This window comes from Chryseobacterium oleae (genome assembly GCF_900115055.1).
In the GTDB taxonomy this organism is placed as follows: domain Bacteria; phylum Bacteroidota; class Bacteroidia; order Flavobacteriales; family Weeksellaceae; genus Chryseobacterium; species Chryseobacterium oleae.
The window spans coordinates 183212-208740 of the sequence record NZ_FOVD01000008.1; the positions used below are offsets into that span (position 1 = coordinate 183212).

Annotated in this window: 28 protein-coding genes; 13 read left to right on the forward strand and 15 right to left on the reverse strand. The window is 39.0% G+C overall.

Annotated elements, in window-relative coordinates:
* Positions 1-108: 108 nt before the first annotated feature.
* On the reverse strand, positions 109-486 hold the full coding sequence (locus BM143_RS20640) for a VOC family protein (protein ID WP_090027001.1): 378 nt from the start codon (positions 484-486) through the stop codon (positions 109-111).
* A gap of 268 nt (positions 487-754) precedes the next feature.
* Here BM143_RS20640 and BM143_RS20645 point away from each other — a divergent pair, with 268 nt between their 5' ends.
* The 3 genes from BM143_RS20645 (at position 755) to BM143_RS20655 (ending at position 3519) form a co-directional block, all read left to right on the forward strand.
* The gene (locus tag BM143_RS20645) at positions 755-1759 is read left to right on the forward strand and encodes an aldo/keto reductase (RefSeq protein ID WP_090027004.1); all 1005 of its coding nucleotides are present in this window, start codon (positions 755-757) and stop codon (positions 1757-1759) included.
* 16 nt (positions 1760-1775) lie between these two features.
* Positions 1776-2678: a helix-turn-helix domain-containing protein gene (locus BM143_RS20650; RefSeq protein ID WP_090026926.1), complete on the forward strand. Its 903-nt coding sequence runs from the start codon at positions 1776-1778 to the stop codon at positions 2676-2678.
* Between the two features lie 76 nt (positions 2679-2754).
* Positions 2755-3519, forward strand: a complete 765-nt coding sequence (locus BM143_RS20655; RefSeq protein WP_090026927.1) for a hypothetical protein — start codon at positions 2755-2757, stop codon at positions 3517-3519.
* A gap of 344 nt (positions 3520-3863) precedes the next feature.
* On the opposite strand, the gene BM143_RS20660 is transcribed toward BM143_RS20655, so the two are convergent.
* The 3 genes from BM143_RS20660 to BM143_RS20670 form a co-directional block, all read right to left on the reverse strand.
* Entirely contained in the window at positions 3864-4367 is a 504-nt protein-coding gene (locus BM143_RS20660; protein ID WP_090026929.1) for a DinB family protein, read from the reverse strand.
* Positions 4368-4445: 78 nt separating this feature from the next.
* Complete coding sequence (locus tag BM143_RS20665) at positions 4446-5606, reverse strand: FAD-dependent oxidoreductase (RefSeq protein ID WP_090026931.1); 1161 nt, start codon at positions 5604-5606, stop codon at positions 4446-4448.
* Positions 5607-5631: 25 nt separating this feature from the next.
* Complete coding sequence (locus tag BM143_RS20670) at positions 5632-6390, reverse strand: helix-turn-helix domain-containing protein (RefSeq protein WP_090026933.1); 759 nt, start codon at positions 6388-6390, stop codon at positions 5632-5634.
* 299 nt (positions 6391-6689) lie between these two features.
* Here BM143_RS20670 and BM143_RS20675 point away from each other — a divergent pair, with 299 nt between their 5' ends.
* From BM143_RS20675 to BM143_RS20685, 3 genes are read left to right on the forward strand one after another with little or no spacing between them, the layout of a single operon-like run.
* Positions 6690-7826 carry a tetratricopeptide repeat protein gene (locus BM143_RS20675; RefSeq protein ID WP_090026934.1) on the forward strand — a complete coding sequence of 379 codons (1137 nt, stop codon included), beginning with the start codon at positions 6690-6692 and terminating at the stop codon, positions 7824-7826.
* Between the two features lie 51 nt (positions 7827-7877).
* Entirely contained in the window at positions 7878-8870 is a 993-nt protein-coding gene (locus tag BM143_RS20680; protein WP_090026936.1) for an MsnO8 family LLM class oxidoreductase, read from the forward strand.
* A 16-nt stretch (positions 8871-8886) separates the two neighbouring features.
* Positions 8887-9249 carry a hypothetical protein gene (locus tag BM143_RS20685; RefSeq protein ID WP_090026937.1) on the forward strand — a complete coding sequence of 121 codons (363 nt, stop codon included), beginning with the start codon at positions 8887-8889 and terminating at the stop codon, positions 9247-9249.
* A 5-nt stretch (positions 9250-9254) separates the two neighbouring features.
* Here BM143_RS20685 and BM143_RS20690 read toward each other — a convergent pair whose 3' ends face one another.
* A complete protein-coding gene (locus BM143_RS20690) occupies positions 9255-10163 on the reverse strand; it encodes an NAD(P)-dependent oxidoreductase (protein WP_167375326.1) in 909 nt (302 codons plus the stop codon).
* A gap of 115 nt (positions 10164-10278) precedes the next feature.
* Between BM143_RS20690 and BM143_RS20695 the strand changes: the two genes are divergently transcribed.
* Both BM143_RS20695 and BM143_RS20700 read left to right on the forward strand, forming a co-directional pair.
* Entirely contained in the window at positions 10279-10860 is a 582-nt protein-coding gene (locus BM143_RS20695; RefSeq protein WP_090027006.1) for a Crp/Fnr family transcriptional regulator, read from the forward strand.
* A 287-nt stretch (positions 10861-11147) separates the two neighbouring features.
* Positions 11148-12083 (forward strand): ketopantoate reductase family protein, encoded by a 936-nt coding sequence (locus BM143_RS20700; protein WP_090026940.1) that lies wholly within the window; start codon positions 11148-11150, stop codon positions 12081-12083.
* Positions 12084-12248: 165 nt separating this feature from the next.
* Here the strand turns inward: BM143_RS20700 and BM143_RS20705 are convergent, their stop codons facing one another.
* The 7 genes from BM143_RS20705 to BM143_RS20735 form a co-directional block, all read right to left on the reverse strand.
* Complete coding sequence (locus BM143_RS20705) at positions 12249-13013, reverse strand: hypothetical protein (protein ID WP_090026942.1); 765 nt, start codon at positions 13011-13013, stop codon at positions 12249-12251.
* A gap of 122 nt (positions 13014-13135) precedes the next feature.
* Complete coding sequence (locus BM143_RS20710) at positions 13136-15280, reverse strand: S8 family peptidase (protein ID WP_090026943.1); 2145 nt, start codon at positions 15278-15280, stop codon at positions 13136-13138.
* A 202-nt stretch (positions 15281-15482) separates the two neighbouring features.
* Positions 15483-15833: a 4Fe-4S dicluster domain-containing protein gene (locus BM143_RS20715; RefSeq protein WP_090026945.1), complete on the reverse strand. Its 351-nt coding sequence runs from the start codon at positions 15831-15833 to the stop codon at positions 15483-15485.
* Positions 15834-15993: 160 nt separating this feature from the next.
* The gene (locus tag BM143_RS20720) at positions 15994-16317 is read right to left on the reverse strand and encodes a 2Fe-2S iron-sulfur cluster-binding protein (RefSeq protein WP_090026946.1); all 324 of its coding nucleotides are present in this window, start codon (positions 16315-16317) and stop codon (positions 15994-15996) included.
* Between the two features lie 42 nt (positions 16318-16359).
* The gene (locus BM143_RS20725) at positions 16360-16914 is read right to left on the reverse strand and encodes an NADPH-dependent FMN reductase (protein WP_090026948.1); all 555 of its coding nucleotides are present in this window, start codon (positions 16912-16914) and stop codon (positions 16360-16362) included.
* A 6-nt stretch (positions 16915-16920) separates the two neighbouring features.
* Positions 16921-17421: a DUF2480 family protein gene (locus BM143_RS20730; RefSeq protein WP_090026950.1), complete on the reverse strand. Its 501-nt coding sequence runs from the start codon at positions 17419-17421 to the stop codon at positions 16921-16923.
* Between the two features lie 182 nt (positions 17422-17603).
* Positions 17604-18230, reverse strand: a complete 627-nt coding sequence (locus BM143_RS20735; protein ID WP_090026951.1) for a superoxide dismutase — start codon at positions 18228-18230, stop codon at positions 17604-17606.
* Positions 18231-18422: 192 nt separating this feature from the next.
* On the opposite strand from BM143_RS20735, the gene BM143_RS20740 reads away from it, so the two are divergent.
* On the forward strand, positions 18423-19043 hold the full coding sequence (locus tag BM143_RS20740) for a helix-turn-helix transcriptional regulator (protein ID WP_047454133.1): 621 nt from the start codon (positions 18423-18425) through the stop codon (positions 19041-19043).
* A 315-nt stretch (positions 19044-19358) separates the two neighbouring features.
* Here the strand turns inward: BM143_RS20740 and BM143_RS20745 are convergent, their stop codons facing one another.
* Complete coding sequence (locus tag BM143_RS20745) at positions 19359-19745, reverse strand: hypothetical protein (protein ID WP_090026953.1); 387 nt, start codon at positions 19743-19745, stop codon at positions 19359-19361.
* 291 nt (positions 19746-20036) lie between these two features.
* On the reverse strand, positions 20037-21416 hold the full coding sequence (locus BM143_RS20750; RefSeq protein ID WP_090026955.1) for an MFS transporter: 1380 nt from the start codon (positions 21414-21416) through the stop codon (positions 20037-20039).
* Between the two features lie 74 nt (positions 21417-21490).
* Between BM143_RS20750 and BM143_RS20755 the strand changes: the two genes are divergently transcribed.
* The 3 genes from BM143_RS20755 to BM143_RS20765 all read left to right on the forward strand — a co-directional run bounded on the left by BM143_RS20755 (position 21491) and on the right by BM143_RS20765 (position 23697).
* The gene (locus BM143_RS20755; protein ID WP_090026956.1) at positions 21491-22354 is read left to right on the forward strand and encodes an AraC family transcriptional regulator; all 864 of its coding nucleotides are present in this window, start codon (positions 21491-21493) and stop codon (positions 22352-22354) included.
* Positions 22355-22441: 87 nt separating this feature from the next.
* A complete protein-coding gene (locus tag BM143_RS20760) occupies positions 22442-22936 on the forward strand; it encodes a MarR family winged helix-turn-helix transcriptional regulator (protein ID WP_090026958.1) in 495 nt (164 codons plus the stop codon).
* Complete coding sequence (locus tag BM143_RS20765; RefSeq protein ID WP_090026960.1) at positions 22933-23697, forward strand: hypothetical protein; 765 nt, start codon at positions 22933-22935, stop codon at positions 23695-23697. Before BM143_RS20760 ends, BM143_RS20765 begins: the two co-directional genes overlap by 4 nt.
* Positions 23698-23706: 9 nt before the next feature.
* Here the strand turns inward: BM143_RS20765 and BM143_RS20770 are convergent, their stop codons facing one another.
* Positions 23707-24333 (reverse strand): RNA polymerase sigma factor, encoded by a 627-nt coding sequence (locus BM143_RS20770; protein WP_090026961.1) that lies wholly within the window; start codon positions 24331-24333, stop codon positions 23707-23709.
* 242 nt (positions 24334-24575) lie between these two features.
* Here BM143_RS20770 and BM143_RS20775 point away from each other — a divergent pair, with 242 nt between their 5' ends.
* Positions 24576-25523, forward strand: coding sequence for a FecR family protein (locus BM143_RS20775; protein ID WP_228430910.1), 948 nt, complete (start codon positions 24576-24578; stop codon positions 25521-25523).
* Positions 25524-25529 lie beyond the last annotated feature (6 nt).

Consider the following 25529-nt stretch of genomic DNA (forward strand, 5'->3'; position numbering starts at 1 on the left):
GAAAAGGCAGATTAATCACCTGTCCTGAACTGGAGACAGATTTCATGGTACCTTTTGTGAAGAAAGAGTCCGGCGTATTGCCGGACTCTTTCTGTTTTTATAGGCTTACTAATCAATAGGCTCCCACAGTTGGATCTTATTGCCTTCAAGATCCAGGATGTGAAGGAATTTTCCATAGTCATAAGTTTCAATACTGTCCAGGATTGTAACATTTTCCTTTTTCAATTCCTCTACCAAAGCTTCAAGGTTTTCCACTCTGTAGTTGATCATAAAATCTTTATCAGAAGGTTCGAAGTATTTTGTATTTTCGGCAAAAGGAGCCCATTGAGTCAACCCTTTTTTGTTGGGATCTTCACTTTCACGCCACTCAAAACTGGTTCCATACGGGCTTGTTTCAAGGCCAAGATGGGTTTTATACCATTCGTTCATTGCGCCCGGATCTTTTGATTTGAAAAGGATACCTCCAATTCCTGTTACTTTTTTCATGTCTAATTTTTTAATCGTTAGAATTAAGATCATCGGGAAGCTGATCGGTGCTTCCGTCTGTTTTCAAATATATGTAAAACTTTTTATCGGAATGTTCTTTTCGTTTTAAATGATAGGCTTTTCAAGATGAAATAATGTAAATGATCATAGCATAAAAGGTTTAGGTTTAAGAAAAATACAATTCCGTGATTTACATACAAGATTCGTGATTCTGCAAACATCAGCCTCCTGATTTATGCTGAATTTTGTATCAATAAAAATCAACAATATGAAATTGAATCAGGTAAAATTAGGAAGTCAGGGTCTGATCATACCCAATATCGGGCTGGGCTGCATGGGAATGACCGGTTTTGAAGATGCCAATATGTATGGCGAAGCAGACGAAAACGAAGCCATTGCCACCATCCACCGTTCCCTTGAATTAGGCGGAAACTTTCTGGATACCGCCGATCTTTACGGACCATTTAAAAATGAGCAGCTTATCGCCAAAGCAATCGGAACTAACCGGGATCAGTACATTATCGCAACGAAATTCGGATGGGAAATAGATGATTCGGATAAAGTAACCTGGGCCATCAACGGAACAAAAGATTACGTAAAAAAAGCCGTGGAAAGATCCCTTAAAAATTTAAAGACAGACTATATCGATTTGTATTATATGCATCGCCTTGACAAAAATACACCGATTGAAGAAACCGTTGGTGCCATGAGCGATCTTGTTAAAGAAGGGAAAATAGGATATATCGGCTTGTCTGAAGTATCTTCCGAAACGGTAAGAAGAGCACATGCCGTTCATCCTGTTACCGCAGTACAGAGTGAATATTCTTTATTTGAAAGAACGGCGGAGGAGAAAGGAGTTTTGGCAACACTGAGAGAGCTGGGAATAGGTTTTGTAGCGTATTCACCATTAGGTCGTGGATTTTTGTCAGGCCAGATCCGTTCCATCGATGATCTTCCGGAGCATGACTTCCGAAGAGGAATTCCACGTTTTCAGGAAGGATATTTTGATAAGAATATCGAACTTGTAAAAGCTGTGGAAAACATGGCTGCAGAAAAGAATATCACTTCTTCACAGCTGGCTCTGGCCTGGATCATCAGTAAAGGCATCGTCCCGATTCCTGGAACCAAGCGCAGAAAATATGTGGAACAGAATATTGAAGCGGCTGGAATTCAGTTGAGCGAAGCCGATATTTTGAAACTGGAAAGTATCGTACCTTTGGGAACAGATACAGGCGCTCCGTATGATGAGTTCAGCATGGGGCTTTTAGATTAAACATACATCATAAGCTATGAATACCATTCACTCTGTTTCCGCTTTTCACCGTTTACTGTCGCTGCCGGAGCCCAAACATCCGCTGGTAAGTGTGATCAATTTGTCAGAAAGCATATTTCTGGAAGACGAAGTCTGGAAAGGTTTTGTCAACAGGTTTTACTGTGTTGCCCTGAAACGGGAATCAAAAGGAAAAGTAAGGTATGGTCAGCAGCATTATGATTACGATAAAGGAGTTCTGAGTTTTACTGCGCCTAATCAGGTGCAGTATCTCGACTTGGACAGCATAGAGTGTGGGGCAGGATATCTGTTGATCTTTCATGAAGACTTTATATTGAGACATACTTTAGCCCAAACTATTTCCGGCTACGGATTCTTTTCCTATGCAGTGAATGAGGCTTTGCATTTATCTGAAGATGAAGAAACTAACCTGATTGAGATTCTTCATAAAATTGATAAAGAATGCCAGCATATCGATCAACATACCCAGGAAATTATTCTGTCACAAATTGATTTGTTGCTAAATTATTCCAATCGTTTCTACGAACGGCAGTTTATTACCCGAAAAAATGGCAATCAGCAGCTTCTGGCCAGATTTGAGAAGTTTCTGAATGATTATTTTGATCAGGAACAGTCTGCAGAAAAAGGGCTTTTAACGGTACATCTCATCGCAGAAGCCATGAACCTTTCACCCAATTATCTGAGTGATCTTCTCCGGATTCAGACAGGCCAGAATACCCAGCAGCATATCCATGAAAAGCTGATCAGTAAAGCCAAAGAAAAGTTGTCTGCAACTGAATTGTCAGTAAGTGAAATCGCTTACAGCTTAGGGTTTGAGCATGCCCAGTCTTTCAGTACCTTATTTAAAAAGAAAACCAGAATGGCTCCTTTAGAATTCCGGGCGGGATTTCGTTTTAACTGATTCAAAAAAGTATTTTGAAGGAATTTACTGAAATGCTTACATTTGGGTTCTGTCTCTATGGCTAACCCAATCACTTATGAAAAAAAATATACCTAGCTTTCTCAAATTCACCTGGCTTCCTTTATCACTTATCCTGATCTGCGGATGCGCAAAAGAGGAAAAAAAGCCTCAATCTCCTGATAAAACGCTCTCAAATACTACAGCTGCTGCCAATTCTGAAAAAGCTGAACCCGTTGTTGAAACGAAAAAAGATCCCTCCGAATTTGTACCGGAAGGCTATAAAATTTTTGATAAATCTTTCGGAGACTTAAATAAAGATGGGGCAGAAGACTGTATTCTCATCATCAAAAAAGTAGATCCGGCTAATATCATTACCGACGAATATCGCGGAAAACTCGACCGCAACCGCCGCGGAATTATCGTTCTTTTCAAAAAAGGACAGGGTTATGAAATCGCCTCCAAAAATGAAACCTGCTTCTCCTCAGAAAACGAAGAAGGAGGCGTTTATTACGCACCCGAACTGGATGTTTATGCCGAAAAAGGAAAGTTGTACATTCATTATGCCCACGGCAGATATGGCTACTGGACCTATACTTTCAGATATGGAAGCTCAGATTTTGAACTGATAGGTTATGATGGCAGCTCCAATACAGGTCCAAGAGTGAACAGTACAACCAGTATTAATTTTTTAACGGGAAAACAGCTTGACAAAACCAATGTGAATGAAGGCGCGGAAGGCGGTGACGAAGTATTTGAAGACAGCTGGAAAAAACTAAAAACCACAAAACTGATGACCCTTTCGGAGATCAAGGATTTTGATGAACTGGATTTTTATGATTAAAGAGATACCAGATGCTAGACATCAGATTTCAGACCAAGGCTACGATCAAGGTTTAGACTTAGATTGTCAATGGTGAATGATAGATTTGAGAACCAAGAACCAAAAGCTAAGATATAAGGCATCAGATTTCAGACATGAGACCTTGAACCTTGCTGAAAATCTTTGATTTTCTTGCGCCTTACATATTCACATTTGAAAAAGCCTTGCGTCCTTGCGTTTATCCAAAAAACGATCTGCTTATCTAAGCATTTAAACAATGGTCGGGCTAACTTATTTACTAAGAACCAACAACCAACAGCATTACTTTAACTGGAAACTAGCAACTGATAACCAGCAACCTGTAGCTACAACTTCACACTCATATCCTGCACCTCTTCAGCCGAAAAGCCATAGATCTGCGGAGTTTTCACATCCAGTAGATTAAGATAAATATACAGTTCGCCTCTGTGGTGGATCTCATGTTCTATCATAGCTCTTAACCATTTCCAGATGGAAATTTCATTCCCCGGAGGTGTCAGACATTTCCGGTTCAGGTCTTCATCAGAAAGTCTGCTGATGATTTCTATCGTCTGTCGGTGCATTTCATTAAAGAAAGCAAGGATATTGTCATAGCCGTCTGCCAGCTCCTTTCCGCAACCCTGGTAAGCACTTTTTCTTCCTGAAATGGTTTCCCCGTACATATACCTTTCTATCGCAGCAATATGCCGGATCTGATCTCCGATGGTAAATTTTTCCGGTTTATAGGAAAAATCAAGTTGCTCCGGCGGAACAACTTCAATGAGCCGAAGCGTTCTTGCCCGCACTTTTTCATAATAATCAATAAATGACTGTACAGAGGTGATTTCCATGACTCGATCTTTTGATCCTTTAAATTATTGAAAATTCAGAGACGGGCAAAAACATTTCGGATTATTTTGTGTTAAAACTTAATGACTGGTGAAAAATTCCAGCATCGTAGCCAGTGCGGTTTCAGAATGCATCTTATCACCGTTTTCCAAAGATTCTCTGGTGGCTTCGGCAGCTCTTTTTTGCATCTGATGTTCATAATGGGAGATAGCTTCCTGCAACGTGCTGAACTGATCAGACGTTAGATACTGACTGAGTTCTAAAGCATCCAGCATCGCCATATTGGCACCTTCTCCGGCAAAGGGCGGCATCACATGAGCGGCATCACCAAGCAAAGTCAGATTAGGCTGAGTTTCCCATGTCTGATCCAATGGCATTGAATAGATAGGTCGCGGAATAAAAGGAACCGAAGCATTTTCGAAAAGCTCGTACCAGATGCTGTTCCATTCAGGATATTCGTTTTTAAACCATTCCAGGATCTGTTTTTGATCAGAAAAATCAAGTCTGCTTTCCTTCGCCCAGTTTTCATCTGTTCTGAAACTGGCATAAAATCCAAGATCACCGCTTCCTTTCTGACCCAACAGAAGATTTTTATTGTTTCCGAAAGCCATTATTTTCCCGTCTTTAATCAGTTCTTTGACATGAGGAGCAGATTTTTCAGCGTTGGAAACATTCCCTTCCAGCATTAAAATTCCCGAATAGATAGGCTTAAGGTCTGTCAGGTAAGGACGGATCTTTGAATTGGCACCATCCGCAGCAATCAAAATATCTGCATACGCTGAAGAACCGTTTTTAAAATGCAGGAGCCAGCCTCCGTTTTGTGCTTCCATTGAAAGAAAATGACTATCCCATACCACAGTTTCAGGTTGTAAAGAGTCGAGAAGCATATTTCTCAGCGGTCCACGGTCTATTTCAGGACGGAAATGCTGATTCCCGAAATCTTCATCAGGTTTTGTTTCATGGTCACTGTAAATTATTTCTGCATGTTCATTTACAATCAGTGTTTTGTCTGCACCGGGACGGTAATTTTGTTTGAATTCTTCCAGCAGGTCTGCTCCTCGCAGGGCATCCATTCCCGAACCTTCATGCATATCGAGAGGAGAGCCCTGTACTCTCGCATTTCTATTGAGGTCTCTTTCATATACTTTTACGTCAGCACCTTTAAGCTGTAAAAGTCTGGCCAGCGTCAACCCTCCGGGACCGCCGCCTACTATAGCGATTGATTTATTTTCTATGAGCATTGTAATTTGTTTTACTGATGCAAAATTATTTCTGTTTCAAGACAGATAATAGTATAAATCGGTCATTTTTGTTTTTGGATAATTCTTTCGGAGCCACGCCGGAAAATTTTTTGATTTCTTTAATGAAATGGGTCTGATCTGCAAAATTAAGTTCCGGAAACAGTTTACCCTCAGCAATATGCTCCAATGATGCTCTGAAACGGAGAATAGTAGAATAAGCCTTTAACGAAAGGCCAAACTGCTGATTGAAATAACGGTTAATCTGTCTGCTGCTCCAACCAGTCTGTTCCGAAAGTTCCTTTACACTCATCTCGCCGTTTGATGAATAGATAAGGTCGAAAAGCTTACGTTTTCTTTCATCAACGGTTTCGGGGAGAAGATCTGTTACGATTTGGGATATTTTTTTAGTGAATGTCTTAAGGTTTTTGAGATCTTCTGCCGTGAGATTCCAAAAGTTTTCCGGAAGAACTCTTGCCGTATTGAGAAGATCCGCAATGGAGGTTTTTAAAATATATTCAACAGCTATAGGTCTGAAACTGACCACATAGGCTATGGTTCCCGGTGGAGTTTCTCTCTGTTCCGGAGCCGTTTCGAGGCCGATAAGAAAAACTTGGAAAGGATCATTAGGTCCGGATCGTATAAAAAAGAGATCAACTCTTCCGTCGGGCATTACGACGACTTCTTTAGCTGTATCTGTCGGATTATGAAACATACCGATATTTTCTACAAAGCTGTTCAGAGATAGATCTGGCTTGATAAATTGACAGTAGAATTCATTGTTCATAGAATGGCAGTTCGGTATTTTAAAAAAGGAAATTACGAAAAAACTGTAATTGAACAGAATAATTCTGTACGGGTTTTAGAGAGTTATAAGTTATGAATGATGAGTTTTGAGTTTTAGGGGTGTGAATTGGGTTGCTGGTTGTTTGTTTGTAGTCATTTAATTTAACGAATTCATCGTCTGAAATCTGATGTCTGAAATCTTGTGTCTGTTTTTAAATGTAAATCTTCATGATGTGAATAATTGGGTTTAAAATTTGGAAAATATTTAAATAACTGATAATTTAGTTACAAATCACAAGTATGAAAATCCGGCTTTGTATCTGTCTTATTATTTTTGGCATTTCAACCTTTATTGCTCAGGGTATTGATAAAGAAAAACTTCTTGAATATTATGAGTCTCAGCGTTATGCTGATGCTGCACAATATCTGCAGAGCATCTATCCGGAAGATACAAAGGATATCAAAGCATTAACTCAAATGGCTTATTGTCATATGATGTCCGGAAAACTCCAGGAAGCAGAGAAAAATTATATCAAAGTAAATGCTGCTGAGCCCAATAATATTCCTGTTTTATTCAGTTTAGCGAATATCAATTCCAGAAGAGGAAACGGAACCAAAGCTAAAACTTATCTCTTAAACATTATCCAGTTGGACAGCCTTAATTTCAATGCTTACAGACAACTGGCAGGATTTGGAGATACTCCTGAAGCAAGATTAGCCTACCTTAAAAAAGCCAATATCTTAAACAGAACAGACCCGGATGTTGCTTATGACCTTTCTACTGCTTATCGTGAACTGAAGCGGTATCAACAGGCCTATGATGTTCTTAAGACAGCAATAGATGCTGATGAGGGTAATTTTACTTTGCAGTTAGCCAAGCTTCCTTTGGCCAATCAACTGGGAAAATATAAAGAGGTCATTGAAACCGGCGAGAAACTGATGAAAGAGAAAGCGGATCCCAATGTGATCAATGAGATGGGACAGGCCTATTTTTATTTGAAGGAATATCAGAAATGTGCAGCTGTCTTTAAAACACTGGAAGATCTAGGCATTCAGAATGAAGGAACTTTGTACTATATGGCGTTGAGCTACCGTGAGCTAAAGGAATATGACAAGGCGACTGAATATGCGAAAAAGACTATAGAAGAAGGGATATCTAATCATACAGCACTTTATTATACTGCTTTGGGTGGTATTTACGAGCAGAAAGAGCAATTTTCAAATGCTTTGGAAGCTTACAAAAGAGGGCTTACGTTTAAGAATAGCAATACAATCTATTACCGTCTGGGACTTCTTTATGATTTCAACCTGAAACAGCCCAGAAATGCCATCACGTATTATAATCTGTATCTGAAAAATAAACCTGATCAGGATAAAGAGAAAGAACAAATCGAATATTCAAGGGCACGGATCACGGCATTAACTTCAAAAATATGATCCTTTTAATCAATAAATTATTTTAGTTTTACAGTAAAGTAAACAGCCGCTATGAAATTAAAATTAGGCATTCTGGATCAGTCTCCAACTATTAAAGGGGGAAGTTCTTTACAAGCCTTAAAGAACAGTATTGATCTTGCCATATTTGCAGATGAAACAGGTTTTCATAGCATCATCTATTCCGAACATCATGGCGTAGAAGCCTATGGAAGCTCAAGTCCGGAGATCCTTTCTGCGGTGTTATTAAGTAAGACAAAACGCATCAAAGTAGGAACGGGTGGCATTATGATGAAGAATTATTCGGCCTATAAAATCGCAGAATGGGCCAAAATGCTGGGTAGTCTGTATCCTGACCGTTTTATTCTCGGTTTAGGCAAAGCGCCGGGAGGTTTAAAAGATGCAGTTTCCGCTCTTAATAATCACAGACCTGTTATTTTATCCAGTCAGGAAACCAAACTTGAAGAAATTATCCAATATATCACAGAAAGAAAAGGAATCTATGATGGGCTTATTGCTCAGCCCACAGATGTTGTCCGACTTCCCGAAATCCTTTGGCTTGGTTCCGGGATTCAATCCGCTAGAGAAGCCGCAAAACATGGAGTAGGGTATTCCTATGCAGACTTTATGCGAAATAGTCAGGCTTTGGAAAGTACAGAAACCTATTTAAGAGAATTTGACAGAAGTCAATACAGTCCGGCTCTTTCCTTGCAGGTCGCTGTTGCAGTATCCGTAGCGGAAGATCTGAAATCTGCCCGGTATAATGCCTACGGAATGGCCTATCAGTTTCTGCAGGCACGACATATTCAGGCTCCTGAAGCTCTTCTCCCCACCGAAACCATTGAAAAGAGAATCCTGGGAACTGAAAATGAGGAAGAATTTTTTAAAATCCTGGACCATATTATTCTCGATACTCCCGGAAATATTTCAGGAAGGCTCCGGGAAAAGGCTGAAGAGTATCATACAGATGAACTTTTGCTCCTTTGTAATATGTATCGGGAAACAGACCGCCTGGATACCTATAAAAGTATTATATTGGCCCATTAATAATCACATCCTCCTTATGAGCTACAGTATCCAGTTATTCACCGTTGAAACAAAAGAAAAAGAGCAGGCAGCCAATGACGACAGCTTTTTTGACCGTGAAGAAAATCTTGCCTCTTTTACAGAAAAACAGGTGGCAGGGTTAAAAGAACGTCTTTTAAAGTACAAATTTGAATTTGAAAAAGAAGATGATTTCGGACTTCATTTCAGTCATCCGGACGAAGATTTTGGAAATGTTTTACTGACGGATAAAGGGCTGTATTTCAATGCGAATTTAAGTGAAAGCTCCATTTTTGAAGTAGGGATGACGGCATCTGAATTTACTGATACCGGAGAATTTGCAAAGTATGATCCACAGAATGAAGGCTGGGAAGAATTTTAAGCATTTCATTTTTTAAAATTCTGTAAGGTTTCTATCACTCCTTCAGGACTTTCATTCTCAAAAATACGTGACAGGGAAACCCTTTCAAAGGTTTCGGCAGTTCCGGAAGCAATGATATGGGGGAGGCCTTCACTTTTCAGCATGTCAGCCAGACCTTTCATTTCATCAATCCTTCTCATGATATGTTGCGGATAGGTAGGGGTTGTTTTAATGAGATCCTGATAGGTTCCGGGAAGAAATTCCTGAAGACTCTCATTCAGTTCATCAAGAATTCCGAAATGAGCTGCGGCAGTCATGGTTTCAAAAAAAAGAGCATTCATTCCTTTATTCACCATCGAAAATAAAAGTTTGTACGCTGATGCAGCCTCTGTTTTTTCACCGGCATCCTTAATTTTAAAAACGGACGCAAATAAATTGATAAACAGATGTCTGTAAATACCGCTCACGACTACAACCGCATGATCAGGAACATCCTTAGAAGCACCCATTACAGCTCCGTTGACAAAAGGAACATCTATGGCCGAAAATAGTTTTTCCATGGATAAGGCAATGTCAGGCGTATTGGAATTTAAATCCACATAAAGAGGACGGTTTGGGGTTGTTTTCAGACATGAAATCATCTGTTCCGCCATTTTCAGACTTCCTTCCGGACTGGTAAGCGAGAGAATAACATCCGCCTGCTCAACAGTATCCTGAAGACAGTAGGTATCCGTAATTCCTGAATTTCTTATATTATCTAGGGTCCGCGCCGATCTTCCTTCCCCTGCAGTGATGACTTTAAAGTGATGATGTACAAGTGCTTTGGCTATTTGGGTTCCCATATCTCCGGGAAAAAGAACTGCAATGACGAGCTGAGTTTTCAATATAGATAATTTTTGAAATGATGAATTCTTTGAAAATACAAATCTCTTCATTTTTTTTAAGCGGTTGCTCATATTGTTTCGATGGTCATTATCGATAAAACCGATTAATAAAGGAAAGTGTCCGGATTTTGCTTAATTTTGATTTTTGTTGCGATACTTTATGATCATGAATAAGTCCTCAATTAATCATTATTTCCACTCTCTATTTGACATCCAGGAAGAAGTGGTGGGAAAAATTACAGAAACCTTCAGTCATTTTGAATTAAAAGCGAATGAAGTTCTGTTGCGTAAAGATGAGGTGAGTACCAGAACATTTTTTCTGGAGAAAGGCTATGTCCGTTCCTTTATTCTGAATGAGGACAATGAAGAAATTACCACCAATATTTATGCGGCTCCCTGCTTCGTCAATGATTTTCTGTCGTTTTTCAGACAACAGCCAGCAAAAGAAACCTACCAAACCATAACGGCCTGTTCTTTCTGGGAAACAGGCCTGGAAAATGTACAGCATAATTTTCATAACATTCCGGAATTCAGAGAATTTAGCAGACTTCTTTTCGTTCTGAATTATTACGGCATCCACGATCGGTTGATTGAAATGGCAAGCCAGAAAGCTTCTACGCGGTATTTTAATCTGATGAAAAAACATCCGGATATTTTCCAGCATGTACCATTGAAAGTTATTGCTTCTTATCTGGGAATTAAAGACAGTTCACTGAGCCGAATAAGACGGGACATCAATAAAATGTAGCCGTATGGTTTTGAGATTCGGAGGATTTTAGAGTAAATGAGTTGCTGATTCGGAATTGTTGAGCTAGTATCTGACGTCTGGCATCTTGTGTCTTGAATCTACCAATCACCATTGACATTTTTAAAAATCTCATATCTCGTGTCTGAAATCTGATGTCTGGTATCTTGGCTCTTGGCTCTTGAATCTATCTTCCACCTCAATCTCAGCCTTAGTCTGAAATCCAATTTCTTCGCATTTGTCAAGTGATCTATTCAAATTTGAAAGCCATCTTTGTTAAAAATAAATTTATGACTAAGAAACATATTGTAGTGGCCGGATTGGGCGGAGTAGGAGGATATTTCGGTTTTAAGATCAATCAGGAAAATGAAGTTTCCAAAAATTATAAAGTCACTTTTATAGCAAGAGGAGAAACGTATCAAAAAGTAAAGGAAAACGGTTTAGTTCTTCTTTCACCCGAACATTCTGTAAACCATACACATCCTGATGCTATAGAGCAGAATGTCACAGATGTACAAGATCCGGATTTGGTGTTGATTTGTGTAAAGGAATATGATCTGGAAAATATCTGCCTTCAGCTCAAAAATGTCATCAGTAAGGATACCATATTGCTTCCTATGATGAACGGGGCAGATATTTACGAAAGGATAAGAAAAATACTTCCCGATAATATTATTCTTCCTACATGTCTCTATGTAGCATCCCATATTAAGGAGAAAGGAGTGGTAGAACACAAAGGAAAAACAGGAAAGATGATCGTAGGTAGAGATCCGCAACATTTTTCAGAGGATGTAAACTGGATCGTTGATCTCCTGAAAGAAAGTAAAATCGACTTTGTTTTTAAAGATAATTCACTAACGGACATCTGGACCAAATATATTTTCATTGCCAGTTTCGGGTTGGTAACAGCAAAGCATAATTCTTCTATCGGAACTGTAGGCAAGGATGATGAGCAAAGACATGAAGCGGCAGAGATCATGAAAGAAATAAAAACGATTGCTGATAAAAAGGGAATCGTTCTGGATGAAGATATTATTCAGAAAACATTTGACAAAGCAGCTACATTTCCTTTTGAAACACCTACTTCTTTGCAACTCGATGTCAATTCCGGAAAAGAAAATAATGAACTGGAATTATTAGGTGGTGCCGTTCTGAATTTTGGAACTGAACTGCATCTGGCAACTCCTTTTACACGGAAAATATATGATGAGATCAAGGCCCGCTAAGCTTTTAGTCTTATAAAATGATAAACAGAACAGGAGGTTGGAATATGAAAAAAATTAAATTCTAAACTTACGATGAAAGGAAAATAATACCTCCTGTCTGTTATATAAAATTAATGTTATGATATTTTTGTTTTTTTTAAACTTTCACTAGTCTTTTAGTATCAATTAATTATTAAATATAAATACCTGCATTTTAGTAAGCATGGCTTCATTGTCATTATTATAGCCAATATAATCGCTAGGATTATAATTGACGGTTTGATCTCCAAACCATGAACTGTATTGTACTTTGAAGGTATAGGTACCTGCAGTTAGGGGAACGGCTTTGAAAAAGCTTACCGGAATGGGTAAATTAGCTAGTGCCTGTGTATTTGGAGGTGCACTATTAAAAGTTCCATTAGGATTGACATTAACAATTCTGGAAGGAGAGGATACAGAAGAAGTATATGCGGAAGAAATTTTTGTTCCATTTTGAAGCAGAGTGAATACTCCTTGGGTAGCAGCATCATTTAGGGTTACCGTTCTGTGAGCATATCCTAAGATTAAGAATAACGCTAGCTGTGTTTTACCGGCCGGAACTGTTATCGTTGTCGTTACTCCTGGTACATCTGCCACTGTATTTCTTGGTACGTTGAGTGCCGTAGTTCCTTGTATATAGATGGAGTTAGCTACAGATCCTTTCAGTGCGTCTGTAGCCTGCCATTCAGGAGGAACACCGCTTCCCTTAGAAGTAAGCACCTGCCCTGAAGTTCCCGCAGAACCTGCTGTGTTGGCGGTACCCCCTACGTTGACTTCGTTGGTGACCTGTAATGATCCGTTGACATGAAGCGTTCTTTTGGGCGTTTCTGTCTGGATACCGACCTGAGCGTACGCCGTTGAACAGGTTAATGTGGTACACAAAATACCTAGGATCCTTAATTTTGCTTTCATAATATTGTATTATTAATTATTAGCTGATGACATTAAAAATGTTTCACAGGCAAAAAGCTTTTTACGGCTTTTAAATAACTGCAGGTAAGATTTTTAAAATATATTACCTGCAGCATTTCACACTAGTCTTTAATCACTTTTTTAGAAATATGTATTTTATCGTTTTTAATTTCAATGATATAAATGCCCTTGGCATAAGATGACAAATCCAAAGACTCCCGATCATTATGGATAATGCCGTTTTGCAGTTTTTTTCCAGACATATCATAAACAGTATAAATTGATTTTTTCGGAGCTTTTAATAGGGTAACAATATCTTTAGTCACCGCTGGCACCACCGCAATATCATCTTGCTGCCTGGTCGCTTCCCCTGTGCTCAGAACCTGCGTATATCCTGAAGTAAGAATAGAATAATTCTGCGGAGCATTGGCCCCGGTACCATTCACCAGGCTACCTTTATTGGTGATTTCAATTCTGTATTCCCGCCCGGCAACTGGTGTAGGGATGATCACCTGCTCTACGTTATCTACTGTATTATCTCCTTTTGTAGCCGGAGTCATAGGGCTTAAAGCGTTTAATTTCCAGGGTTCATAGGCCATATTGGTCGTAGTATCAATGATTCTTAGATCCAGATCATTGACTAATTTTGAATTTCTGTCATTGTGAGCTGCCTCATAGGTGAGATTAGCCGGAACTGCATAAGCAGGATCAATCCATGAAATAGTTACTTTCAGGGGTTCGCTTCCGGAAGCAATAACTCTCTTTTTATTAGGTGTGCCGCTGGTTAGGGTTTCATCATTGAACAGAATAGAATTGTTTGATTTGCCAACCAATAATTCTGCTCCTTTTTTGGCATCAATAAATCCCCATCCAAAATGCGGATCAGGCCCGATATTTCCAGCTTCCAGTGCAGAATGTATCATTAAGGTCTTAGCAGAGGCAGCATTAAGTTCAGCACCCCCGAAGAGCTGTTTGTTAATTTGTGTCCAAAGCCCAATAATACCTGTTACTACTGGTCCTGAAAACGAAGTTCCGCTGTTAACCATAATCCCTTGGCTTCCGGTCAGATTTTCTGCTGTTACAGCGCTGCCAACAGCAGTGCCAACCGCGGTAATGTCTGGTTTTATTCCTCCATCATCTCTTGGTCCGGCACTGCTGTAACTTGAATGAATGACGTCTGCCGAAGCCATATACCTTCCGTCGTTGGTCGTTATGATATCAGTAGCACCTACCACAATAATGTTTTTGGCTAACGAACCAATGCCAATGCAGTCATATCCCAATGCACAATTGGATGATGGTAGTGTATCCGTAGCTGCAAATTGAACGGGTGTATTATTATTTGTATAGTATTTTAGAAATGCTGAAGTTCCAGGATAGGTAGGTCCGAATCCATAGCTGTTTCCAGCTGATTTTACAATGATGTACGAGGGATTGGTATATACAATCTGATCATAATTTTGATCAGAGGTATAATAGGTTCCTTGAACATCATAAGAAGTGGCAGGGCTTGTAAAAGAACCATTCCATAACCATGAATTAGCTCCATTGATATTTCGCAGGTCCCAACCGGGATTCGTTCCATAAGAATGATTGGATATTTTAGGCTGTGCAGTTAAAATTTTTTGAAAAACAGTACTTGAAGAAGTATCCCCTGGCAAGGTAGTCGTTAAGAAGGCGTAGGAATCTATAGTGGAATTCTTGGCAATTCCCTGAAAATTGATTGTTCTGGTACTTCCGTTACTAAACGTTACAGATTGTATATGAGGTCTTGCTCCAATGAAACCTGCCACGGAAGTGGCATGGCCACCATAATTCATCGTAGAAGCTTCTTTGTTGCTAACTCTGTTGGGAAGATTGTTGAAAAATGCATGATCTGCAAATACTCTGCCGGAATTGGCTATATCACCACCATCAAAAATGGTAAACTTAATATTTTCTCCATTAAAAGTTCCTGTCAGACCATTTACGGTTCCGTTCTGGAGAAAATCAGAGTTGGAGTTCTTGATTTGGTCCATATCATGGGTCTGAAGAAAAAATGGCTTTCCGTCTGGCAGAAAACCACCTAAACGGCTTCTTTTTTCTTCAATTTCTTTCTGAACCTCTGGTGTCTTTTCGCGTGACCCGTATTGTTTTGTAATAAATGAATCAAATCTTTGGGTATTTTCTTTATTCTGCCTTTCAAATTCTTTTTTCAGTGCATCATTATTCTGTGCATTGACCAGAAAAATAGTAAGAGAACTGATCAGGAGTAGTTGTTTTTTCATACTGTGTTAAGCTTTTAGTTGTTCTAAATAATACTGCAATTAAAAGAACTTTACCAGGTATATGAAAAAAAGACCATTAAAAACTTGTTAACACATTGGAGTGTATTTTCATTTATTTTGTTAACATAAAAATATTTAATAAATTGATATTCACTGTATTGGTTTGTTGTTGGTGTTATAAAATTCTTCTGTAAAAAGACCTCTATTCTTTGTGCAAAAATTGCTGACGATCTAGTAAAATTTCGTCAGTTTCACGGTGCTCAGGATCGTCTATACAACAGTCTACCGGACAAACTGTTTTGCACTGGGGCTCTTCATGAAAACCTTTACATTCGGTACATTTTCCAGGTACAATATAATAGACGTCGTCTGAATAAGCCTGTTGATAGTCATCAGCATTTACATTTGTTCCATCCGGAAAAACTACTTTTCCCGAAAGTTTTGTTTTATCCTGCCATCGCCAGTCGATGGCCCCTTCGTAAATTGCTGAGTTAGGGCATTCGGGTTCGCAGGCTCCGCAGTTGATACAGTCATCTGTTATTGTAATAGCCATAAATATTTTGATTTTACAGGAGGTTTGAAAAAAAAGGGATTTCCTTCGGTTTACGGCCCTGGAAATCCCTCCGTCTAAACATAACTTAAATGAAAAAAACAGTTGGCTTTAAGCATCGATCAGATCGTTGCTCAAGCAGTCTTCTTTATATTTTATTGCATTAATTTTGTGCAATTTCTATGGAAAGCCCATCCATTGCAGCGGTGAGCTGAATCTGACAGGCCAGTCTGCTGGTTGGAGTGGTGGTGAAAAGTTCCGATAAAAGGGCTTCTTCCATATCTCCTTTTTCCGGTAGCACTGCCGTTTCAGTCAGAATATAGCAGTGACAGGTTGCACACATCACCATTCCTCCGCACATAGCTTCCATAGGCAGATCATAAGCTTTACAGATGTCTTTAAGGCTAAGGCCCATTTCCAGCGGGCAGATCAGTTGATGGATATTTCCGTCCTGATCTTTTACTGTAATTGTAATTTCATCCTTCATTGTAATCAGTCAATTTTGATAGTTCTTATCTTATTAGTTTTATTATATCCTCTCTATCCTTTTTGTGGTAGCGATGCTGATTAGTTTATCAAACTTATCGGCGTACAGGGAAGATATTTTCTGTGGATCTTCCGGATCAAATAATGCGGTTCTGATAACCGGAACGCTGAAAGGTAACGGCCATGCCCGAAGAGATTTAGCAACAACATCCATAGTATTGATGCCCTGCATCGCATGAAGCCCATCTGCCCAGCAAACCAATCCAACCGTTTTATCCGTAAGGTAAGGCTGATAATGTCCTGAGGTAACTTCCAGCCAGTCGAGGCAGTTTTTCATCACTCCGGGAATACTTCCATGATAGAGTGGGGCAAGCCAGAAGTGGATATCTGCTTCCAGAAACAGCTGGGTCATACGCTCTACTGCCAGCGGCGTTTTAGTAAGTGTAACATCAAATAGAGGAATCCCTGAATCAGCCAGTGTGAAAATTTCACTACTGAAACCTGTTTGCTCAAGCTTTTCTACGAAATATTGCGAAATCCGGCCCGATGTGGATTCTGATCTTCTTTCCAGTGAGCCGTTAAATATAATTGCTTTCATGAAGAATTAACTTTTAAAAATTACTTTCGGTATGCCTATCTCGCCGTACATTAAGGTTTTAACTAAAGGTCTCAGGAGTCCCGCTGCCAATAAATAGAGTGACGGATCATGATCGGCTCTTGCCCTTACGACTACTTTCTGATTTTTATAACATTTCAGATCTGCATACATGAGGCGGCGTTTCCAGAGATCCAGCAGAATCGTTTCCCCACTGTTTAAATCTGCATAAACAGCATATGGAGATAATTTTTCCATTAACATCATATACGCCCAAGGCGGAATAATAGCATCCGTCGAGCAGATGATCCCTACAGCTTTTTCATTGTACACAGAAAAATCTACGGCGGCAATTGATTCTTTAAATTCTTTCTCCTTCACAATCATTCCCATAAAAAGATGGTCCCTGATATCCAGTTCTACGATTTCTGTAGTTGGTTTATAATTTAAAAGATCAAGCGCAATAATTCCTGAGGCTTCTGCTTTATTGATGAAAATTTTCTGGTCCATAATTGATTCTTTTGTTAAGATAAGGAATTTAAAGTTGAAATAGGGAAGTTATTAAGCCCAAAAGAACTTAAGATGACTATAAGAAAAGATCATCCTTATAGTATCTTCCAGCCTCCTTCTTTCAGCTTCCAATCTCCAAATCTTAATTTCCTAACCCGAATTCAGGTCATATTAAACTTGATTTATCTGATTTTCGAAAGTGCTTCTTCATATTTTTTTTCTACAACCGACCAATCGAGAACCGACCAGAAAGAATCTAAATAATCTGCTCTTTTATTCTGATAAGCCAGATAGTAGGCATGCTCCCAAACATCGATTCCCAGGATCGGAAAACCTCTGTTGACAGGTTGAGTATCCATCATAGGATTGTCCTGATTAGGTGTTGAGGCGATAGCCAGTGAACCATTGAATTTCACAAATAGCCAAACCCATCCGGATCCGAACTGTCCTAGTCCTCCTTTTTTCATTTCAGCTTTGAAATCGTTAAGGCTTCCAAAAGTTGTATTGATAGCTTCCGCCAATTTTCCTTCAGGGTTTAATTTTGGCTGAGGAGAAAGAATTTCCCAGAATAAAGAGTGATTGTAATGACCACCTCCGTTATTTCTTACTGCAGGACTGTATTCGCTTATTCTCTGAAGGATGGAGTCCAGATCGGTAGAGGTTTCTTCAGATGCTTTTAAGGCTGCATTCAATTGATCAACATACGCCTGGTGATGGCGTTGATGATGGATCGTCATGGTTTCTTTATCTATAATTGGTTCCAGTGCATCATAAGCATAAGGAAGCTGAGGTAATGTAAATGAGTTCATTTCTTTTATTTTTTTGATTAATGTGTTTCAAAGGTAAACATATATTTTAATAAAACAACTTATTGGTTGTTTTATGTGTTCATTTGAATTGAATGCAATGGGTTGATTTATATGTATTTGATATCTAAAATGATAAATTATAGAAAATGACTATATTTGTTGTAGCAAATAAAACAACTCAAATATTGTCAAATGAAGAAGCCGGCAGCAGACCGTATCCTGATGTTTTTAAAGATGAGAGGAGAAACAACATCCCTTTTAATCTCTAAAGAACTCTCTATTACCAAAGAAGGAGCACGGAAGCATTTACTGAATCTGGCCGAGGAAGGTCTTATCAGATCCGTCACCAAAAGTGAGGGCGTGGGACGGCCATCTACATACTACACACTTACAGAAAAAGGGCTTTCTCAGTTTCCTGATTCTCATGCGGATGTAACGGTTCAGATCCTCCGGTCCGTAAAAAATCTTCTTGGAGAAAATGCCTTGAATCTTCTGATTAATGACAGAGAAAAAAACACCTACGAACGCTATGAAAAGGCTTTAGTGAAAGCAGAATCTTTGGAGCAACGTCTGGATGTGCTGGTAAAAGTCCGTAGCGAAGAAGGATACATGGCAGAATGGACCAAAGAAGGAAATGATTATTTCCTGATCGAAAATCACTGCCCGATCTGTGCTGCCGCTACTGAATGCCAGGGTTTTTGTCGCGCTGAGCTCTCTAATTTCCAAAATCTGATCGGTAAAAATTATCAGGTGGAAAGGATCAATCATATTTTGTCTGGAGGGCAGCGGTGTGTGTATAAAATAAGTGGGTGAATTTTTTAGGTAGCAGGAAACAGGTATTAGGTTGCAGATAACAGATAACCGGTAACAGATTTATCGTAAACATCAATAGGAGCGGGCTTTAGCCCGCTTTTAATTTGCAGGCATCACATTGGCTTTAGCCCAATCCTAATGATAAGGAGTTACAATATTTATTTTTTCGGATTTACCAATACACCATTTAAGATCAAAGACGAGATTTTTCACAAAGACTAAGATATTCAATAGGAGCGGGCTTTAGCCCGCTTTCAATTTAGCGGTATTAGTAAGGCTTTAGCCAAAACCTAAAAAACACCCAACAATAAAACATCAAATCCATTTCTCAACAAGATGAAGCCACGATGCTCTTTCTTTGTCAATCAAAAAAACCGCCGATGATTTCCTACGTGTTACCGTACTTCCAGTCGTCTGAGTCTCAACATAGGAAGCTAATCCATGACTTTCTGTAATATGCACCTCTATATTTTCAAGAACGATGCTTCGGTCCGGAAATTGGCCATAAGCCCCCGGAAGCCATTCTGAAAATGCAGTTAAGGTGATCGTATTATTATTGCCATTCACCATTTTGAAATCCGGATTAAAACCATCCAAAAGCTTTTTATAAAGGCTTTTCTGATCTTCTTTTCCACGAAACCATGCTTCAATATCCGTATGGAATTCTTTAATTTCTTTAATGACTTTTTCTGTATTGTTCATAAGTTTAAATATATATGTTTTGTATTAATGGTAAGAACCAGGATATCACGCAAAGGTTTAAATTAAGATTGAGGTGAATAATAGATTCAAGAGCCAAGAACCAAGATACCAGACATCAGATTTCAGACACGAGACTTTTAAAAATGTCAATAATGAATTTTGCCTAGCACGTGAATGGTGACTGGCAGATTCAGGACACAAGATGCCAAGCGTCAGATTCTAGCTCAACAATTCCGAATTAGTAACTCATTTACTCTCAAACTCTCTCACCCCGAATCCCGTAACCCGGAATTAATCTTTACTGTGTTTCAGCAGGGTTTTATTGATGAAAACTCCAACAATCTGAACCGCCCCAATCATAAAAACAGCCAATGCAAAAGCTTTTGGAAATCCCCAATATTCTATGGCACTGAAAAAGACCGTTCCAATAATAGTTCCTCCTGTTACACTTCCGATCTGTATGCTGATACTGATCAGACCTGATGCCTGTCCCGCTTTTTCTTTACTGATCAAAGCAATGGCCTTCCGCATCATCACTGGCATAATAATACCATGGCCCAATCCTGCCAAAAACAGACTAATATCTGTTCCAAAAGAGGGCTTTTCTTGAAAATTAATAAATAGGGAAGTCAGAGAAAATCCTGTAATCAGTAGACTCAAACCTATATAGATCATGGTATCTGAAGAAAGGTTTATTCTCGGAACAAGCAACGGTCCAAGGAAGAAAGCAATCCCGTAGGGAATAATAGCCAAACCTGTTTCTATCGGATCTTGATGCAAAAATTGCTGCAGATAGTACGGATAGCAGATAAACAATCCTGATGTGAAATTGTAAAAGAAAATAATCAGAAGACAGAGAACGAATGGGCGATGCTGCAAAAGACTGGGATCTATCAGTACCGGCTTATTCTTACGCAATGATTTAGCTTCATATCTGTAAAATACCAGCAACAGTAAAAGTCCGGATAACAGAATCGCAAAAATCCACCATGCCCAATGGTATTTTCGCCCGAAGATAATAGGGCAGATGAGCATCAATAAGGAAATAATCAGCAGGAAAGCTCCTATAAAATCAATATTTTGTCTTTTTTCTTCATAATTATTGTCCATGGTAAAGTGAATACCAATGATACACAATATGGTGACAGGGACATTCACCAGAAATACCATTTCCCATGAAAATGTGGTCCAGTGAAGATGAAGCAGAAAGCCACCCAGCAATTGCCCTGCAACAGAGGCAAGCCCGAATACGGAACTGAATAGGCTGACTGCTTTCGGCTGCTCATGACTACTGAACAAAACCCTTATGGAAGCCAGAACCTGAGGGGCCAGAAAAGAAGCACCAACTCCCTGGAAGAGACGGGCAATAATGAGAAATGTAATATCAGGAGAAAAAGCACAGGCAAGAGAAGAAAGTAAAAAAATGTACAATCCGAGGATGAATATCTTCTTCCGGCCATATAGATCTCCCAGTCGGCCTCCGCATACTACCAAAGCTGCATAAGTCAATCCATAAATCGCGACGACCAGCTGAAGCTGGTAATCACTGGCGTTGAAAGCTTTTTTCATGGAAGGAAGCGCCATATTGACAATAAAATAATCCAGGGGCGAAAGAAAAGCGCCCGCGGTCAGATAACCGAGTGCCTGCCACCGTTTGGGATAGATGTTCATATTTTTTTCTACAAAATTACCCGCTTATTATACTGGTAAAATTGTACTTTTGGAGGAAAAATAAGTACTGGCGTATGAAAACCTTACCCGTTGAACGTATTGATGTTAATGAAATCAAGATTTGTCATGAAGAAATTTCAATCAAAACGAAGACATTCCTTTCTTTGGTGTATGTTCTGAACGGGCATGGAGCGCTTACTTATGACGAGCGGACTATTACTTTCAAGGAATCTAAGTTGTTTATTATTCCCCAAAATCAGCTGTATCAATTTAAAAGTGAAAATGCAGAACTCGTTGCAATACAGTGCCCGATTGAGTTTATTGATAAAATAAGACTGGAAGCCGACCGTATAGAAAGCTGCGAAAATCTTTATAAACTTCAATATATCAGCAATAATTATCATGCAAGGGCAGGATGTGTTTTCCGGAATAAGGATGATGAATGTTTTGCCGAAGCCCTTATCCTACAGATTGCAAGAGAGTACAGGAATAAAACCAACGACTATCTGATCATCCGGAACTGTATTTCAATTCTGCTGAATCTTATCGCCAGAAACATCATTGAAAGTGAAACCTCTGATTTGAAGGAGAACAGAAAAGCTTTTTCCATCATGAAAATCATTACCTATATTCAGGAGCATGTAATAGATAAGGAGAAGACCAGAATTCAGGTGATCGCTGACCATTTTGGAATTTCAAGGAATTATTTTGGGGAATATTTTAAGCAGCATACCGGAGTTTCCTATCAGGATTATCTGTTGGATTATCGTCTCAAACTGGTGGAAACCTATCTGAAATACAGCAGTGCCCGGTTGAGCGAAATTGCTTACGAACTTCAGTTCAGTGATGAAAGCCATCTGTCTAAGCTTTTCAAGAAATATAGAAACATGACGCCTAAAGAATACAGGAAGAATGCTTTAAATCAATCAGATTCTTAAAATTTTCACGAGCTCATTCAATATAAATATAAAGTTAACTATATAGTTGACTTTATATTTATATATTTGTTATTAAATCAGTAGGAAATGAATCAGGATTTTATTAAAGAATTAGGATATAAAGCGCTGGACAGTAGATTGAAAAGAATAAGCGACCGGATGTCCCATGATGTCCGGAAATTTTACAAAGAAATGAATATTGATGTAGAGCCTAACTGGTATCTTATTTTTATGCTGCTTCAAAAAAATAAAGAAATGTCTATTGTAGATATTGCAGAGCCCTTGGGATATTCCCATCCTTCGGTAGTCGCTATTGTAAAAAAAATGGCGGACAAAGATTATCTGGTCATCAAAAAAGATAGTACAGATAAACGGAAACAGATGGTCTCACTTACAGAAAAGGCAGTCAAAATGCTTCCGCAGCTGGAGCAGGTCTGGGACAGTTGTGAAAAAGCGATTTTACAAGTGCTTTCCAATGACCTGGGAATTCTGGCTTATCTGGATGGTATAGATGCCCGATTGAAAGACGACTCTTTTCATGACAGATTTAAAAAAGAATACTTAAAAAACAATATTGTATGAAAACACTCCTATTTATCGCAGCTTTTCTTATGTCGGGTCTGACGGTTTCTGCGGCAGAGACCAAGATCATGATCAGGGCAAAAGCAAGAGATGCAAAATTTATCGGAAGCTCTTTGGGAGGCGCCCATATTATTGTCCGGAATAAAGTCAATCAGCAGATTTTAGCTGAAGGAAATACCACCGGAAGTACCGGAAATACAGATCTGATCATGAAAGGAGCCAAAACAAGGGGTACTTCCATCACTGATCCACAAACGGCAGGCTTTCTTGTGTCTTTAGATATTAATGAACCAACCTTTGTTAGTATTGAAGTAGTCTCTCCATTTAATAATAAGCAGGCGCAGGCTACTGTAACTACCGAGCTATGGCTGATTCCCGGAAAACATATTCTGGGTGACGGGATTATTTTAGAAATCCCAGGATTTATCATTGATATCCTGAAACCGAGAACCCATCAGTATATTTCATTAAACAGCATTAAAGGAAAACCCTTTCCGTTTCAGGCCAATATCGTCATGATGTGTGGCTGTGTTATTGATAAAAATGGTGTCTGGAACTCCGACGAAATTGAAGTCAAAGGAATTCTTAAAAAAGACGGCCAATATATCAAAGATGTTACTTTATCACTAGTCTCTACCAATCTGTTTGAAGGAAGTGACCTGTTAAATACGCCCGGAAATTATGAACTTACTGTATATGCTTATCATGAGAAATCAGGCAACACAGGCGTAGATAAGGTCAATTATGTTGTGTACGAATAACCGATCCTATTAATACGTCGTCAGAATTTCCATCAACATTAGGATAGATACCAGTTTTTTAGAAGACTGGTATTCCGGGTTCAGCTGATCCCTTATTTCCCCTAAAGCTTTGCTTAATTTATTGCTTACGGTTTTGTTGCTTATTCCCAGAGCTTCTGCCGTTTCGTCAACAGACATATTTCTTCTGATTCTCATGTCATACACACTTTGCTCCGTACTGGGAAGCTGTGAAACGACCTCATCGATCATCAATAATAAAGCAGAGATCTCATTTTCCTCCAGAATCTCAAAATATTCCGTGTCCGATATATCGATCTCACCGGTAGGATCATACTCATCTATGCTAATGGTAGACGGTACCTTTTTAGAGCTGTTATAATGATCAATAATTCTGTAATGAAGATAGCGGAGCAGGTAGCCTTTGGCACTTTCTGATTCATCGGTCTGTATGGCAGCGGTATCTTCAAGGATCTTGATCCAGAGGTTCTGCAGCAGTTCCTCAGACATCTCCTTATCTCTCGTTCTCGTGAAAACAAAACGGTAAAGACTATCCCAATACCGCTCGTAAAGCAGCATGAATGCAGGACGGTCGCCTGATTTTATTTTCTTTAATATCGTATAGTCTGTTGGTTTCATATCGTTACCGCAAAATTACCTAAAGGAAAATTAACTTTTTATGAACTTTGGGGATCCTAAGATTAATTATTTCTGAAAAATATCCCTTAAATGTGAATCAAATGTTGAGAAAATAAATAAATGGCTTAAAATTATTAACAAGCTGGTTTTAATGTGAATACAATATTAAGAACGGCCTGGGGAAGTTTTTCATTTTCACAGTCTTATAGATAGAAGTATCTGTGAATACCATGAAATATTTTATGAAAAGCCAAAAATATAAAAATACTGCCGCCTTCGTTTTTAAGCTCTGGCAGAGGGAAGTTTCCGAAGAAAAAATCTCAGAAAAAGAAGATGAATTATTAAGTCAATGGAAAAACCAGTCAGAAAGAGATCTTGATGAGATCCATATGAAAGAATCTAAAGAAAGAGTCTTGTCTGCGCTGGAACTTTATTTTATCAAACCGGTAAAAACGACCCCGATCTATCCATTAAAAAAATACGCTTATACCGCTGCTGCCGCAGTGATACTTCTGTTGTCAGTTGGAGGAATCCTTACCTATACTACTTTCTTTAAGCCGGATACTTATACTGCAGAAACCGGAAACCGGAAAGTCTTTCTGGCAGACGGTTCTGTAGTTACATTACTGAAAGGGGCCGAACTTACGGTAGACCAGTCATTCCCTGCTTCCACGAGAATTGTGGATTTGAAAGGAGATGCCATTTTTTCCGTGGCGAAATCAAAAACACATCCGTTTATTGTTCGTGCAGACGGTTTCAGTACCAAAGTATTGGGAACTGTTTTTAAAATCTCTCAGTCCGGGAAAGATAAATCTGTACACCTTTACGAAGGAAAAGTGGCTGTATCCTCAGTAGGAACAGAAGTTTCTTACCTGAAGCCTAATCAGAAATGGACGAATTTCGGGATCCCTCATACCGCTGCGGTATTATCATTAACCACAGAAAAAAAATCCGGAATGCAGAACGCAAAATTATTGTCACTGAGCTTCAACGATGTTTCATTTAAAGAAGTAGCGGATGTCATGCAGGCTAACTATAAAATTAAGATTGTGTACCCGAAAGAAACGGCAGAGAAAAGAATCACAGCAGATTTTACAGGCGGTACAGCAGATGAAAATATGGAAGCACTGGCCTTTATACTGGGACTGGAAGTGCATAAAGAAGATCATATCTACACCTTAAAAAAATAAAATTAT